At 60.2% G+C, this 13644-nt stretch carries 13 protein-coding genes and 2 tRNA genes; 5 read left to right on the top strand and 10 right to left on the bottom strand.

The genetic code is table 11. From position 1 onward, the window contains the following. Positions 1-191: 191 nt before the first annotated feature. The 3 genes from HNO82_RS07495 to HNO82_RS07485 all read left to right on the top strand — a co-directional run bounded on the left by HNO82_RS07495 (position 192) and on the right by HNO82_RS07485 (position 1384). The gene (locus tag HNO82_RS07495) at positions 192-1016 is read left to right on the top strand and encodes a class I SAM-dependent methyltransferase (protein WP_008327694.1); all 825 of its coding nucleotides are present in this window, start codon (positions 192-194) and stop codon (positions 1014-1016) included. A 145-nt stretch (positions 1017-1161) separates the two neighbouring features. Then, positions 1162-1237 (top strand) — tRNA-Lys (locus tag HNO82_RS07490). A gap of 71 nt (positions 1238-1308) precedes the next feature. Beyond that, positions 1309-1384, top strand: a tRNA-Lys gene (locus HNO82_RS07485). A gap of 127 nt (positions 1385-1511) precedes the next feature. Here the strand turns inward: HNO82_RS07485 and HNO82_RS07480 are convergent. Next, on the bottom strand, positions 1512-1991 hold the full coding sequence (locus HNO82_RS07480; RefSeq protein ID WP_237713525.1) for a helix-turn-helix domain-containing protein: 480 nt from the start codon (positions 1989-1991) through the stop codon (positions 1512-1514). Between the two features lie 80 nt (positions 1992-2071). Here HNO82_RS07480 and HNO82_RS07475 point away from each other — a divergent pair, with 80 nt between their 5' ends. Then, positions 2072-2266, top strand: coding sequence for a hypothetical protein (locus HNO82_RS07475; RefSeq protein ID WP_034350158.1), 195 nt, complete (start codon positions 2072-2074; stop codon positions 2264-2266). A gap of 57 nt (positions 2267-2323) precedes the next feature. On the opposite strand, the gene HNO82_RS07470 is transcribed toward HNO82_RS07475, so the two are convergent. The 6 genes from HNO82_RS07470 to HNO82_RS07445 form a co-directional block, all read right to left on the bottom strand. Next, on the bottom strand, positions 2324-3130 hold the full coding sequence (locus HNO82_RS07470) for an alpha/beta fold hydrolase (RefSeq protein ID WP_175343250.1): 807 nt from the start codon (positions 3128-3130) through the stop codon (positions 2324-2326). Between the two features lie 234 nt (positions 3131-3364). Beyond that, positions 3365-4093, bottom strand: coding sequence for an ABC transporter ATP-binding protein (locus HNO82_RS07465; RefSeq protein ID WP_008327689.1), 729 nt, complete (start codon positions 4091-4093; stop codon positions 3365-3367). 2 nt (positions 4094-4095) lie between these two features. After that, positions 4096-6063, bottom strand: a complete 1968-nt coding sequence (locus HNO82_RS07460) for a branched-chain amino acid ABC transporter ATP-binding protein/permease (protein ID WP_175343249.1) — start codon at positions 6061-6063, stop codon at positions 4096-4098. 4 nt (positions 6064-6067) lie between these two features. Beyond that, positions 6068-6958, bottom strand: coding sequence for a branched-chain amino acid ABC transporter permease (locus tag HNO82_RS07455; protein WP_175343248.1), 891 nt, complete (start codon positions 6956-6958; stop codon positions 6068-6070). A 171-nt stretch (positions 6959-7129) separates the two neighbouring features. Next, positions 7130-8281, bottom strand: a complete 1152-nt coding sequence (locus HNO82_RS07450; RefSeq protein WP_175343247.1) for an ABC transporter substrate-binding protein — start codon at positions 8279-8281, stop codon at positions 7130-7132. Positions 8282-8439: 158 nt separating this feature from the next. Next, complete coding sequence (locus tag HNO82_RS07445) at positions 8440-8865, bottom strand: acyl-CoA thioesterase (protein WP_008327685.1); 426 nt, start codon at positions 8863-8865, stop codon at positions 8440-8442. Between the two features lie 442 nt (positions 8866-9307). Here HNO82_RS07445 and HNO82_RS07440 point away from each other — a divergent pair, with 442 nt between their 5' ends. Next, complete coding sequence (locus HNO82_RS07440) at positions 9308-10984, top strand: electron transfer flavoprotein-ubiquinone oxidoreductase (protein ID WP_175343246.1); 1677 nt, start codon at positions 9308-9310, stop codon at positions 10982-10984. A 77-nt stretch (positions 10985-11061) separates the two neighbouring features. Here HNO82_RS07440 and HNO82_RS07435 read toward each other — a convergent pair whose 3' ends face one another. From HNO82_RS07435 to nuoN, 3 genes are all read right to left on the bottom strand, one after another. Further along, entirely contained in the window at positions 11062-11637 is a 576-nt protein-coding gene (locus HNO82_RS07435) for an NUDIX domain-containing protein (protein WP_008327682.1), read from the bottom strand. 109 nt (positions 11638-11746) lie between these two features. Further along, positions 11747-12061 (bottom strand): DUF2818 family protein, encoded by a 315-nt coding sequence (locus HNO82_RS07430; RefSeq protein ID WP_175343245.1) that lies wholly within the window; start codon positions 12059-12061, stop codon positions 11747-11749. A 12-nt stretch (positions 12062-12073) separates the two neighbouring features. Then, entirely contained in the window at positions 12074-13582 is a 1509-nt protein-coding gene (gene nuoN, locus HNO82_RS07425) for an NADH-quinone oxidoreductase subunit NuoN (RefSeq protein ID WP_034350156.1), read from the bottom strand. Between the last annotated feature and the right edge of the window lie 62 nt (positions 13583-13644).

Genomic DNA, 13644 nt, shown 5'->3' with positions numbered 1-13644 from the left:
GTGTAATGGAGGCCGGTCAGGCTGAGCAGTATCGATGCGCAAAATGGAGGCAAAAACTGCCTGGATCACTTTTCGCGGCCGCCGGATGGCCATGCGCTGGATGATGGCCGTGTCGGACAAGTCGCCAAGGCAAGGTATCATTCGGCATCCGCAGGCGGCCTCCCCGGCTGCCGCGCCGTTTCATTCATATCATGCTCATCCGAAGAAAATCCATCGAAGCCCAGGCCAACACCAAGGCCGGCCCCAATCGTCGCCGCCAACAGCTGGAAGCTGACGCCAGCAAACCGCGCAAACCCAAATATGCCCCCGTGACGCTCTCCGAACTGGAAGGCGTACGCTACCTGCATTTCGGGACCGAGTGGGTGCAGGGTGCGATGCGCATCCGCAAACCCGATTGGATCGAACTGGAATACGCCCAGCAGATGATGGCGTGGATGCTCTTCAACCGCGCACCGCGCCACATCGTACAGCTCGGCCTGGGCACGGGTGCACTGACCAAGTTCAGCTACCGTCAATTCCCGCAGGCACAGGTGACGGCCGTGGAGCTGAACCCGGCCGTCATTGCGATCTGTCACAGCATGTTCAAATTGCCGGAGCCGGACGAGCGCCTGATGATCATCGAAAGCGATGCCATGGACTTCATCGTCCACGCTGCCAGCCACGGCATCATCGACGCCCTGCAGGTCGATCTCTATGACGCCACCGCGCGCGGACCGGTGCTCGACAGCGCCGAGTTCTACCAGGCCTGCCATGATAGCCTGGCACCGGGCGGGGTGATGACGGTCAACCTCTTTGGCGATCATCCCAGCTACGCCAAGAACCTGCGGGCCATGGAATATGCTTTCGATACCGTGGTCTCGCTGCCCGAAGTCCATGACGGCAACGTCGTGGCACTGGCCTTCAAGGGCGCGGTGACATTCGATTTCCCCGAACTGTATGCGCGTGCGGCACTCATCGAGAGCCAGACCAGGTTGCCGGCCAAATCCTGGGTCAACGGGATCAAGGCCGGCTTCTAGGGCGAAAAATGCGGCGCGGCGTGGTGTCGATGCGCAAGAGATAAAATATTTTCATCTTTTTCGAGAAAAGACTTGCGCCACCCCGACCTCCCTCCTATAATGCGCTCTCTCTTGCAGCACTGAAGCAACAAGGAAGTGCAGCAACGGGGCGTTAGCTCAGCTGGTAGAGCAGCGGACTCTTAATCCGTAGGTCCACAGTTCGAATCTGTGACGCCCCACCAAAATTTCAAAGGCCTCTTGCACCGAGGCCTTTTTCACTTCCCGGTCGACCTGATGGTTTCAGGCGCACCACGGGGCGTTAGCTCAGCTGGTAGAGCAGCGGACTCTTAATCCGTAGGTCCACAGTTCGAATCTGTGACGCCCCACCAACAACAAAAAGCACCACGAGCAATCGTGGTGCTTTTTTTGTTTCTGTGGACTGGTTGAATGTGGACCGCGGCCCCTCGCGATCACCGTTGCGACGACAATCTTGCCCCCTCCCTGCTGCTGAACGTCTTATTTATCGCCAGGCCACTGCCGCATGCGCCCGGTATGGTCAGCAGACCCTGCCTCCGGCGAATCAGCCCCCTCCACCACCGGCTGTGCGACGGTCACCTTGCGTTGTCGTCCGGGCCGGATACGTCGGGTCTCGGTCGCCGTCGGGAAATCGCGCTTCTTCTTCCCCTTCGACATCTTCGACAGCCCCGACAAGAGCTGCACCAACGCACTGCGGGTGGTGGCATCCACCGCGCGGTAACAGGACAGCAATTCACTCTCTTCGGCACTGGGCGTGGCGCCACGCACACCGGTCAGCACATAGGTGATATCGACGCCGATCTCCCCCAGGCCGTGTAGATAGTAGGCGTCCGGTGCGGTTTCACCGATCTCGTACTTGATCTGCGTACGCGCCGTGATCTCGAGCTGGTCGGCTACCGATTTCTGGGTATGACCGCAGCGGCCGCGCTCTTGTGCAAGACGATCACCAAGTATTGTCAAAAATTCAGTTTTATTCGATGACATATGAAAAGGACCTCTCCTAGAATATTGCTTTCAGTCCAACAGCGAGGAGACATCTTATGGCACCCAAGCAACAAAACGAACGCAAGCCCGCAAAAGGGGCGACGCGTCTGGTGAATTTTCGATTAAATGAGGCGGAATTCGAGGAAGCTGACCTCTTGGCGCGACAAACCTACCGTTCCCGCGCACTGTTTGTCCGCACGATGTATTTGTTGGGACTGCAGGCATATCGTCGGCAGCATCCGCTCGACTGAGGGCGCGCGCACTACAACTAGCGGCAAAGTGAAGAATAAAGGGGGTTGCTCACGGGTTCAGTGCAGGCCGTGCAGCAGCAGGAATTCTTTCACCGTCCGCAGCACCTGATCCGTCTGCTCGCGGTGCGGGACATGACCACACTGCGCCAGCACCTGATACTGCCCCTGCCCCGGGAACGCCGATGGCAGGCTTGCCATCATGCGCGGATGCGCCAGACTTCCAAACTCATCCAGATTGCCATGCAGCGCCAGTAACGGACATGCCAGCTGCGCCAGCATGGGCGCCAGCGACCAGTTGGCAAAGTCCGCCGAGAGCCAGGTGTCGGTCCACGCAGAAAGCACCCAGCGCGCCTGCTGCAGGTCGTTGCCATGATATTTCGCCAGGCGCGCCAGTTGCGCCGGGTCGGCAAAGCTGGCGCGCGCGTCCTCGATGCCCTGCCGGGTCCGATCCTCAACGAAGGCTTGCGCCGATTCGGTGATGACGGCCAGCACCCGCCGCGGCCACTGCGCCGCAGCCGACACCGCCATGCCACCCCCCACGCTGTGGCCGAACAAGATGACCTCGTCCACGCCAAAATGGCGCAACACGGCCGCTAGCGACGTGTGCGCTTCAGCAGCAATGAAGTCCAGGGTGAGAGCATCGCTGCGCGCCGTGGACCGGCCGAAACCCGGACGGTCGTAGGCGATCACGGGGTGGCCCGTGTACGCCGCCAGGCGAGCCGGGAAGTCCCGCCACAAGGCGACCGCGCCCAGCGAATCGTGCAACAGCACGATGGGTACGCGCCCGGCCAGCGGCCCGCCCCACAGGCTGGCAAACAAGACCGCGCCCGGCATCTCGACAGTCGTCTGCTCCCCTGCGGACATGCTTGCTCCTCTGACTGCACAGTTTGTACAGCTTGTCTTTCTGCCGGACCGCCCTGTCTGAGAAGGTTCGATGACCAGCACCAATAAAAAGGCGCACCGGGGGGTGCGCCTGAATCAGCCTTCAAGGGGGTATGGCTCCCCCTCAATATACCGGACACGCTATCAGCTTGCGCGACGTGCGAGCCCAAGTATCACGTCAGGCGCATGGCTGAGGCTGCCGACAACCGCAGCCGGTCAGTGATGCGCGCCGCCGCCCAGATAGGCGGCCTTGACCGCCGGGTCGTTCTGCAGCTTGTCGGCGGGTCCGTGAACGGAGATCTTGCCATTCTCCAACACATAGCCGTAGTCCGCAACATTGAGTGCGGCCGCCGCGAACTGCTCCACCAGCAGCATGGTCACGCCCTGCTCCTTGAGCCGCGAAATGATGCGAAACACCTCGTCCACCAGGATCGGTGCCAGCCCCATCGAGGGCTCGTCCAGCAGGATGACCTCCGGATTCAACATCACAGCGCGTGCCATGGCCAGCATCTGCTGCTCGCCGCCAGAGAGCGTGCCGGCCAGCTGGGTCTGCCTTTCCTTCAGGCGCGGGAACAGCTCCAGCGCCCGCTCGAGGTCATGCGCGATATCGCCCTTGGGACGCGCGCGCGTGAAGCGCGGGAAGGCGCCCAGCAGCAGGTTGTCGGTCACGCTCATGGTGGCGAAGACGCGCCGGCCCTCCGGCGAGTGCGCCAGCCCGTAGCGGGCAATGCGGTGCGAATCCAGCCCGGTGATGTTCTTGCCGCCGAGCGTGACTTCCCCGCCCTTCGGTTTGATCATGCCGGAGATGGCGCGCATGGTCGTGGTCTTGCCGGCGCCGTTGGAACCGATCAGGGTGACTACCTTGCCCTTGGGGACGTCCATCGAGATGCCATGCAGCACCTCGACCTTGCCGTAAGCGGCGTGCAAATTGGAAATGGTCAGCATGTTCAGGCTCCCGCGGGGCTGGATGTGTTGTCGTGGGCATCGCCTGCGCCACTGCCGAGGTAGGCTTCGATGACCTTGGGGTCGGCCTGGACCTGGGCCGGCTTGCCTTCGGCGATCTTCTGGCCGAAGTCGAGCACGGTGACGGTATCGCAGATCGACATGACCACGTCCATGTGGTGTTCGATCAGGATGATGGTGATGCCGGCTTCGCGGATCTTGCGGATGATGGCGACGAGCTCCTTGATGTCCGGTGCGGTCAAGCCTGCCGCCGGTTCATCCAGCAGCAGCAGGCTGGGGTTCAGGCCCAGTGCGCGGCCGATCTCCAGCAGGCGCTGCTTGCCGTAAGGCAGGTTGCGCGCCTCTTCATTGGCCAGGTTGGCCAGCCCCACGAACTCCAGGATGGCAGCAGCCCGTTCGCGCGCGGCCTGTTCTTCACGGACGTAACGCGGCGTGTTGACCATGACGTCGACGACGTTGCTGTTGAAGGTGTGATGCAGGCCCACCAGAACGTTTTCGGTCGCAGTCATTTCACCGAAGAGTTGCACGTTCTGGAAAGTCCGTGCCACCCCACCCAGGGCGATGGCCGAGGGCACACTGCCGGAGATCGGTCGGCCATCGTATTCCACCACGCCGTCGGTAGGACGATAGATGCCGGTCAAGACGTTCATCATGGTGCTCTTGCCGGAACCATTGGGACCAATGAGGCCGTGCACGGTCCCTTTGCGCACATCCAGATCCACTCGGTTCAAGGCTTTCAGACCACCGAACTGCATCAGGATCTGGTTGACCCTCAACAGCGTGGCGCCCTGATCCTTGACCGAATCGGTAGTGATGACGGCACGTTCTTTATCACCAGCGATCTGCTGCGCTACCGGTACATGCTTGGTGAGCATGCGACCGAACAGGTTGCGGCAGAAGCCGACAATGCCATCCTGCAGGTAATACACCACGAACAGGGTCATCAAACCAAAGATGGTCAGGCGCCAGTCGGTGATGTCTTTCAGCTTGTAGGAGAAGGCTGCCATGGCGATGGTCGCGACCACCGGCACGGCCACGCCGCGCACAGTCCTGGTCTTGCGCGCGACCTGCAAGCCAGCGCCCACCACCACAATCAACGCCAGCACGGTGGCGATCTGGCGGAACAGCGCAATGTCGGACAGCAGACTAGGCAGCATCACCACGATCAGTGCTCCGATGAGCGAACCGATACGAGACTTGCGACCGCCCATGATCACCGCCAACAGGAACAGAATGGTCAGTTCGAAGTTGTAAGTATTGGGCGAGATGTACTCTTCCGAATACGCATACAGGGCCCCGGACAGACCTGCCAGCGCAGCGCTGATGATGAAGGCATAGACCTTGTAGCGATACACCGACACGCCCATGCAGTCCGATGCGATCGGGCTGTCACGCAGCGCCTGGAAGGCACGCCCCAGGTTGGACTTGAGGACGCGATGCACCACCAGCATCGAGATCACCATCAAGACCGCCACCAGGTAAAAGAACTGCACTTCACTCATCTTCTCTCCACCGATCATGGGCTTGTCCAGCTTGATACCCATCGGACCTTCGGTGAGGAAGCTCATCTCGTTGATCAGGATCTGGATGATGGTGCCAAAAGCCAGGGTCACCATGGCCAGATAGGGGCCAGTCACGCGCAGCGCCGGCAAGGCCAGGATGGCGCCGAACACTGCCGTGACGGCAATGGCAGCCGGTATCGTCACGAAGATCGGCATGCCCAGCTTGAAGAACAGCACGCCGGCCGCATAGGAGCCGATACCGAAGAGGCCCGCATGACCCAGCGAGACCTGGCCGGTATAACCGACCACGATGTCCAGCCCGAACAGCAGGATGGCGTAGATGAGGATGGTTTCGATCAGGTGCAGGTAATACGGATTGTGCACCACCATGGGAATGCCGCCCAACGCGACAATGCCCAGCAAGGATAGCAGCAGGATTTTCTTGTTCATGGCATCAGACCTTCTTGATCGCAGTTTTGCCGAACAGGCCTGCAGGTTTTACCGCCAGGACCAGCAGCAGCAGCAGCAGTCCCGGGACTTCCTTGTAGCCGGTGGAGATGTAGAAGCCGGTCAAGGTCTCGGCCACACCGAGAATGAGACCGCCGACGATGGCACCCATGCCTGATGTCAGGCCACCGATGATGGCCACCGCAAAGGCCTTCAGACCCAGTGCCGCGCCCATGGTGGCGCCAGTGAGCGTCAGCGGAGCCACCAGTACGCCGGCGAAGGCGGCCGTGGCGGACGACAGGGCATATGAAAAAGTGATCACCATGCTGGTATTGATGCCCATCAGCCCGGCCGCATCGCGGTCGTTGGAGGTGGCCACCACGGCCTTGCCGTAGATCGACTTGCGATTGAACAATTCGACCGCGGCCATCATCAGCAAGGCACCGATCACCACCAGCACCTGCATGGGCTGCACGTTGGCGCCCAAGACCTGGAACGGCGCGTCGGAAACCGGCGACGGGAAAGGCAGATCGTCCTTGCCCCAGATGTTTTCGGCGACGTTCTTGAAGATGATGGCCAGTGCGATGGTGGACATGATCCAGCCGAATTCCGACTTGATCTTGATGGCCGGGCGCACCCCTATCCATTCGACAAACATGCCTTGCAGTGCACCGAAGACCAGCACGACTGGAATCATCAGCCAGTAATTGAGATAAGGGCCGCCGTGGATGTTGCCCACCACGGAAAGCCCGACCAGTGAGCCCAGCATCAGGGCTTCACCCTGGCCGAAGTTGAGCGTGCCGGACGTGGCAAAGGTCAATTGGTAACCGAAGGCGATCACGGCGTAAATCATGCCGAGCGCGATCCCGGAGAAGACCAGTTGTAAGAGGATGTCCATTGTGATTTCCAAGAAGCGGCTACCGCCGGGTGGCGGCGTAGAGCTGCAACGATCCTGCGGCAGCCGTGACCGGCGCCGTTAAAAGATCGTCAACAGATCGTGTAAAAAAGGCCAGCCCCCGGATCGCAAGGACTGGCCTCTTCGACTACTGTGCGTGAAGCGAGTCGATTCTTATTTGCCGAGGATGACGCGGCCGTTCTTGACCTCGCCCATCACGACCATGGAAGGCTTGATGGCTTCGTGATCGGTGTGGGTGAACGGCTTGTCATAGGTGGTAACCACGCCTTCGACCTTGGTGTTGAGGTTTTCCAGCGCAGCGCGGACCTTGTCGCCATCGGTGGTGCCAGCCTGCTTGATGGCGGCAGCCAGCAGCAAGATGGAATCGTAGCCTTGGGCAGCCGAGACGGCCGAGGGCATGCGGTCAACCTTGTAGGCCTTCTGGTAGGCCTCGATGAAGGCCTTGCGCTTGGGGGTGCTGCCGTCCTGGATGAAGGTCTGCGGCATGCGGGCGCCATTGCCGTTCTTGCCGGAATTGTCGATGAAGTTGCCCATCGACAGCGGCCAGCTGCCGATGATGGGCACGTGCCAGTTCAGCTTTTCCATACCGTTGGCGATCTGGGCCAGTTCCGGGCCGATGCCGTAGGTCAGCACGGCCTGAGCGCCACCTTGCTTGGACTTGAGCAGCTGAGCCGTCATGTCCACGTCCTTGATGTTGTACTTCTCCACGGCCACCGGGGTGATCTTCTTTTCAGTGAGCACCTTTTCCAGGTCTTCGCGACCGAGCTGGCCGTAGTTGGTGGAGTCAGCCAGGATGGCAACCTTGGTGAACTTCTGCTTGTCGACCGCTTCGTCAGCGATCATCTTGGCCTGGATCTTGTCAGCGGCCGAGGTGCGGAAGATGTAGTTGTCCTTATCCTTCTCGAACTGCTTGGTAATCACGGTGCCGGTGGCCACGTTGTTGATCACCGGAATCTTGGCTTCCTGGTAGAAGCGCTGCGAGGCCAGAGCCACGCCGGTGTTGATGAAGCCGACGGTGGCGACCACCTTTTCCTTGTTGATCAGTTCCTGTGCGATCTGCACGCCACGTTCGTTCTTGGCTTCGTCATCGCGCTCGACCAGCTGGATCTGGCGCCCCAGCAGGCCGCCTGCAGCGTTGATCTCGGCCACGGCCAGCTTGACGCCGTCACGCATGGACACGCCCATCGGGGCAGAGCCGCCGGTATAGGGGCCGGAAACGCCGATCTTGATCGGATCGGCCGCCTGCGAAGTCAGGGCCAGGCTCATCAGGGCCGCGGCAACAAAGGTTTGGGTCTTGTAGCTCATGTCATCCTCCAGAATGTAATTGTTGGCTAGCACGCAAGCGAGCGTAGCGCTTTTGAAAATCGCTCCGTGTGAACGAATTCTCCGCTCTCCCTTCGCTCTGCGGCGAATCCTTGCGGGAGTGTCGGGGCCGATTCTGTCCCAGTTTCCTTGCGCCAAACTTACAAGCTTGTCAGGAGCTGTCGCAGCTGGTCAGGCAGTGCAGTGGATTTCTCTTTTTTGAAATCGACCCAGACGATTTTTGCAGCACCGTCAGCATAAATGATCTGCTCATCGGCGGCGTCGCGGATGATATACGTAGTTTCCACACTCGTGCGTCCCAGATGACCTGCGCCCATCTCCACGACGATGCTGGCGGGATACTTCATCTGACGCCGGAAATTGCAGTGGGCGTTGACGATCACCGGTCCTTGCTCGCCCGCAATGGTGGGCCCGAAGACCTCTTCCAGCCACTCGATGCGACACTGCTCCATGAAGCGGAAATAGAGGGTGTTGTTGACGTGGCCGAAGGCATCCATGTCGCCCCAGCGGATGCGTTGCTGCGAGACATACAAGGGCTTCGTTGCGGCGGCTTCGTGACTGCTCATCGTGGGTCCTTTCCCGGTTTGATTCATCAATGAATGTAATTTTTTTCATGCGCGACATGCCGGAGCTGTCGCATTTACGACGCAGTGGCATCCCTCATCACCGCGCGTTTTCTGCGTCATTACGGAGTCATGCACTCGCTAACGGCCGGGCATTCACCTGATGCAAGCTGGCAATGACGGATCAACTCGATCCAATCAGGCATGAGCCCGGTCGGAAAAATCCCATAAAATACGGCACCTGCGGAAAACCCTCCGGATCGGTCTCTGCTGAAGGCTGCTGCCGACACGGGACGCCGTTTGCGTGCATTGTTTCAGACATAAACGCCAGAAGCTGAATAAAAATGGCGGCGAAATCGCCATTCCCTCTAGCGTTCCTTCGAAAAATACTTAACAATAGCACGATCGTTCGAAAAACAGGCAGTTCACATAACACGGGACACCCATGACTTCTTCTCAAGACTTGCTCGCACAATACGGCCCTCGCGAATCGATGGAATATGACGTGGTCATCGTCGGCGGCGGCCCTGCCGGCCTGTCGGCGGCGATTCGCCTCAAGCAGCTGGCTGCGCAACAGAACCGGGAAGTGTCGGTCTGCGTGCTGGAAAAAGGCAGCGAAGTCGGCGCCCACATCCTCTCCGGCGCGGTAATGGACCCGCGCGCGCTGACCGAGCTGATTCCTGACTGGAAGGAGCAAGGTGCACCCCTGAATACGCCGGTCAGCGAGGACCGCTTCCTGTTCCTCTCCGAGACCAAGGCCTACAAGACCCCGAACTGGTTGCTGCCGACCTGTTTCCAGAACCATGGCAACTACGTCATCTCGCTGTCCAATGTCACCCGCTGGCTGGGCCAGCAGGCCGAGGCACTGGGCGTGGAGATCTTCCCCGGCTTCCCGGCCGCCGAGGTGCTGTATCACGAGGATGGTTCGGTCAAGGGCGTGGCCACCGGCAACATGGGCATCAACAAGGAAGGCGAACCGACCGGTGATTTCCAGCTGGGCATGGAACTGCATGCGAAATACACCTTCTTCGCCGAAGGTGCGCGCGGCCACCTGGGCAAGCAGCTCATCGCCAGGTACAAGCTCGATGCCGGCCGTGATCCCCAGACCTATGCCATCGGCATCAAGGAACTGTGGGAAGTGAAGCCCGAAGTGCACCAGCCCGGCCTGGTGGTTCACACCGCCGGCTGGCCGCTGGCCAATGACACTTACGGCGGTTCCTTCCTGTATCACTTGGAGAACAACCAGGTCGCCGTCGGTTACGTCGTGGGACTGGCCTACCAGAATCCGTATCTCTCGCCGTTCGAGGAATTTCAGCGCTACAAGACGCATCCGGAGATCCGCAAGTTCTTCGAAGGCGGCAAGCGCATCTCCTATGGCGCGCGTGCCATTACTGCGGGTGGCGTGCAATCGCTGCCCAAGCTGGTCTTCCCTGGCGGTGCCTTGCTGGGTTGCGATGCGGGCTTCCTCAATGCCTCGCGCATCAAGGGCAGCCATGCCGCGATCAAGAGCGGCATGCTGGCCGCAGACGCCGCCTTCACGGCGCTGGGCGAGAATCGCCAGTCCGACGAGCTGGCGGCTTACCCGGCAGCCTTCGAGGCTTCCTGGCTGAAGGAAGAACTGCACAAGGCGCGCAACTTCAAGCCCTCGATGAGCAAGGGCCTGATCACCGGCACCCTGCTGGTCGGTATCGACCAGGTGCTCTTCGGTGGCAAGGCGCCATGGACCCTGCGCCATACCCACGCCGACCACGAATGCCTGCGCCCGGCTTCGGACTTCGCACCGATCGCCTATCCGAAGCCGGACGGCAAGCTGACCTTCGACCGCCTGTCTTCAGTCTTCATCTCCAATACCAACCACGGTGAAGACCAGCCCGCGCACCTGACGCTGAAGGACAAGAACGTTCCGGTGCAAGTGAACCTGGCCAAGTACGCGGGCCCGGAATCGCGCTATTGCCCGGCAGGTGTCTATGAATTCGTGAAGAACGAGGACAATTCCGACCGCCTGCAGATCAATGCGCAGAACTGCGTGCACTGTAAGACCTGCGACATCAAGGATCCGACACAGAATATCGTCTGGGTGACGCCGGAAGGCGGCGGCGGGCCGAACTACTCGGGCATGTAAGCGCCCTGCCCCGTCTCGCAAAAACAAAAGCCGCCTCCGTCACGGGATGCGGCTTTTTCATTGGACCAGCCCTGCTCTCAGACGCCTGCCGGACGCTCCGGCGGTGTCCAGCTGCCGTTGACGATCTTCTCCAGCCAGAAGACTCCGATCACGGTCTTCACATCGGTAATCTGGCCATTGCGCACCTGTTCCAGCAGCTCGGCCAGCGGCGCCTTGTAGATGTCGAGGAATTCACCCTCGTCCAGTTCACGCTCCCCTTCGCTCAGGCCGCGCGCCAGGTACAGCACCAGATGTTCATCCGAATAGGCGATGGCGTTGTGGATGGTGCAGACATATTGCCATTCGGTCGCGGTATACCCTGTTTCTTCCTTCAGTTCACGCTTGGCGCAGTCCAGAGTATCTTCGCCCGGGTCGATCTTCCCGGCCGGGAATTCGATGAAGACGCGGTCCAGCGGGTAGCGGAACTGCCGTTCCATCAGCACACGACCATCATCGAACAGCGGCAGCACCGTTACAGCACCAGGGTGCTTGATATATTCACGCGTGGATTGCTTGCCATCGGGGAGCACGATGGTGTCCTTCTGGACCTTCAGGAAATGGCCGTCGTAGACCTGGCGAGTGTCTTTCTGCGTCTCTTTGAGATGAGCGTCCATGATGTGAGCGAGGGAGTGGAGTTGAAGAGGAAGAACGACTGGCCGCCGCGAGGGGACAGACACCAGAAAAAAGGCGCCAGTCACTGACCGGCGCCTCTTGCAGAGCGTTTCAGGCGTGCTGCTTGCGCAGATAGCGCATCACGTAGCCCGGATAGGCCAGTACCAGGAAAAGACAAGCAGTGACGGCATAGAATTCCCAGCCCTGCGAAAAGACGTTGCCGATGCCGCCTTCGAGCAGATGCGCGACCACGCCGACGACGAAATACAGCACCAGCAGTTCCACCAGGCGCAGCCAGATCGGCTTGACCCAGGCCGCCTCCTTCTTCAAGGGAATCAGGCCAAAGAGTTGCTGGTTGAAGAAAGGCAAATTGGCCGCCAGGGCGGCCAACAGGATCACGATCCAGCTGAACAGGGAAACGTTCATTTCCCTGCCTCCTTACGCCACGACCTTGCTGAGGAAGGTCGCCAGGGTGCTGACGATGGCATTGGTGCAGGCATCCATCAGATGTCCCGGCCACAGGCCGATGGCCAGGGCAGCAATGCCGTTCAGGCTCAACACGACGCGCATTTCCGGCGTGGCGACGATCTTGCTGGTATCGGTGGGCTCATCGAAGTACATCACCTTGACCACGCGGATGTAATAGAAAGCACCGATGAGCGAGAAGATCACGGCCAGCACCGGCAGCCAGATCTGCCCCGTAGCCATGGCGGCCTGCAACACCGAGAGCTTGGCATAGAAGCCCACCAGCGGCGGAATACCGGCCAGCGAGAACATCATGATCATCATCACGGCCGCAAACCAGGGGCTACGCTGGTTCAGACCCTTGAAGTCCTCCAGGGTATCGGCTTCGAAGCCAGAACGCGACAGCAGGATGATGACGCCGAAGGAACCCAGGGTGGTGATCACGTAGGTCACCGCATAGAACAGCGAAGAACTGTAGGCGTTGACGGCCGAGAACAGGTTGCCATCGACCACGCCCGACATCATGCCCAGCAACATGAAGCCCATGTGCGAGATGGTCGAGTAGGCCAGCATGCGCTTGATGTTGGTCTGTGCGATGGCGGTCACGTTGCCCAGGATGATGGACAGCACGGCCAGCACCATCAGCATCTGCTGCCAGTCCACGGCCAGCGGCAGCATGCCTTCGACCAGCAGACGGAAGGTGATGGCAAAGGTCGCCAGCTTCGGAGCGGCACCCAGCAGCAGGGTCACCGGAGTGGGCGAGCCTTGGTAGACGTCAGGTACCCACATGTGGAAGGGCACGGCACCCAGCTTGAAGGCCAGGCCAGCCACCACGAACACGATGCCGAACACCAGCGGGGTACGGTCCACGGTACCGGAGACGATGGCGCGGAAGACCTCGTTCAATTCCAGCGCACCGCCGGTCGCGCCGTACAGCATGGACATGCCGTAGAGCAGGAAGCCGGAAGCCAGCGCACCCAGGATGAAGTACTTCATGCCGGCTTCGGTGGAAGCGGCGTGATCACGACGCAGCGCCACCAGGGCATACAGCGACAGCGACATCAGTTCCAGACCAAGATAGATCGACAGGAAGCTGTTGCCGGAAATCATGACCATCTGGCCCAGCAGCGCGAACAGCGCCAGGGCATAGTATTCACCGCCCAACATGCCGCCGGTGATGCCGCGCGCGGTGTTGTACTGGCGCGAGTAGATGAGCGTGACGCCCACCCCCAGGTAGGTGAACAGCTTCAACAGGTTCGACAGCGGATCGGACACGAACATGTTGTTGAACGTGTAGACCGTGGCGCCCGTATTGAGGTCTGCAAAGCTCAGTACCGCACATACCACCAGCGCCGCCAGGGACAGCAGATAGGTGATGACGCGCTTGCTTTCCGGCAGGAACATATCGATCAGCAGGATCGCGGAGGTCGCGATCAGCAGAAATATTTCCGGATAGACAGGGATCAGATTCATGTTATTCATTTAGTTACTACCGCTTGTGTACGCCCGCTTGTGTCGCGACCTTGATCGCGCCGCCCGACCGG

Origin of the sequence: Herbaspirillum sp. C9C3 (assembly GCF_013359625.1) — a bacterium.
In the GTDB taxonomy this organism is placed as follows: Bacteria; Pseudomonadota; Gammaproteobacteria; order Burkholderiales; family Burkholderiaceae_D; genus Herbaspirillum.
The sequence above is the reverse complement of the archived record's forward strand: the minus strand, read 5'-3'. Positions and strand labels throughout refer to the sequence as shown.

What these genes read in the sequence shown, in the direction of transcription:
- HNO82_RS07495 (WP_008327694.1), top strand. Translation starts at nt 192, where the DNA reads ATGCTCATCCGAAGAAAATCCATCGAAGCCCAGGCCAACACCAAGGCC.
- HNO82_RS07445 (WP_008327685.1), bottom strand. Translation starts at nt 8,865, where the DNA reads ATGAGCAGTCACGAAGCCGCCGCAACGAAGCCCTTGTATGTCTCGCAG.
- HNO82_RS07460 (WP_175343249.1), bottom strand. Translation starts at nt 6,063, where the DNA reads ATGAACAAGAAAATCCTGCTGCTATCCTTGCTGGGCATTGTCGCGTTG.
- HNO82_RS07450 (WP_175343247.1), bottom strand. Translation starts at nt 8,281, where the DNA reads ATGAGCTACAAGACCCAAACCTTTGTTGCCGCGGCCCTGATGAGCCTG.
- HNO82_RS07455 (WP_175343248.1), bottom strand. Translation starts at nt 6,958, where the DNA reads ATGGACATCCTCTTACAACTGGTCTTCTCCGGGATCGCGCTCGGCATG.
- HNO82_RS07470 (WP_175343250.1), bottom strand. Translation starts at nt 3,130, where the DNA reads ATGTCCGCAGGGGAGCAGACGACTGTCGAGATGCCGGGCGCGGTCTTG.
- HNO82_RS07430 (WP_175343245.1), bottom strand. Translation starts at nt 12,061, where the DNA reads ATGAACGTTTCCCTGTTCAGCTGGATCGTGATCCTGTTGGCCGCCCTG.
- HNO82_RS07440 (WP_175343246.1), top strand. Translation starts at nt 9,308, where the DNA reads ATGACTTCTTCTCAAGACTTGCTCGCACAATACGGCCCTCGCGAATCG.
- HNO82_RS07435 (WP_008327682.1), bottom strand. Translation starts at nt 11,637, where the DNA reads ATGGACGCTCATCTCAAAGAGACGCAGAAAGACACTCGCCAGGTCTAC.
- HNO82_RS07465 (WP_008327689.1), bottom strand. Translation starts at nt 4,093, where the DNA reads ATGCTGACCATTTCCAATTTGCACGCCGCTTACGGCAAGGTCGAGGTG.
- nuoN (WP_034350156.1), bottom strand. Translation starts at nt 13,582, where the DNA reads ATGAATAACATGAATCTGATCCCTGTCTATCCGGAAATATTTCTGCTG.
- HNO82_RS07475 (WP_034350158.1), top strand. Translation starts at nt 2,072, where the DNA reads ATGGCACCCAAGCAACAAAACGAACGCAAGCCCGCAAAAGGGGCGACG.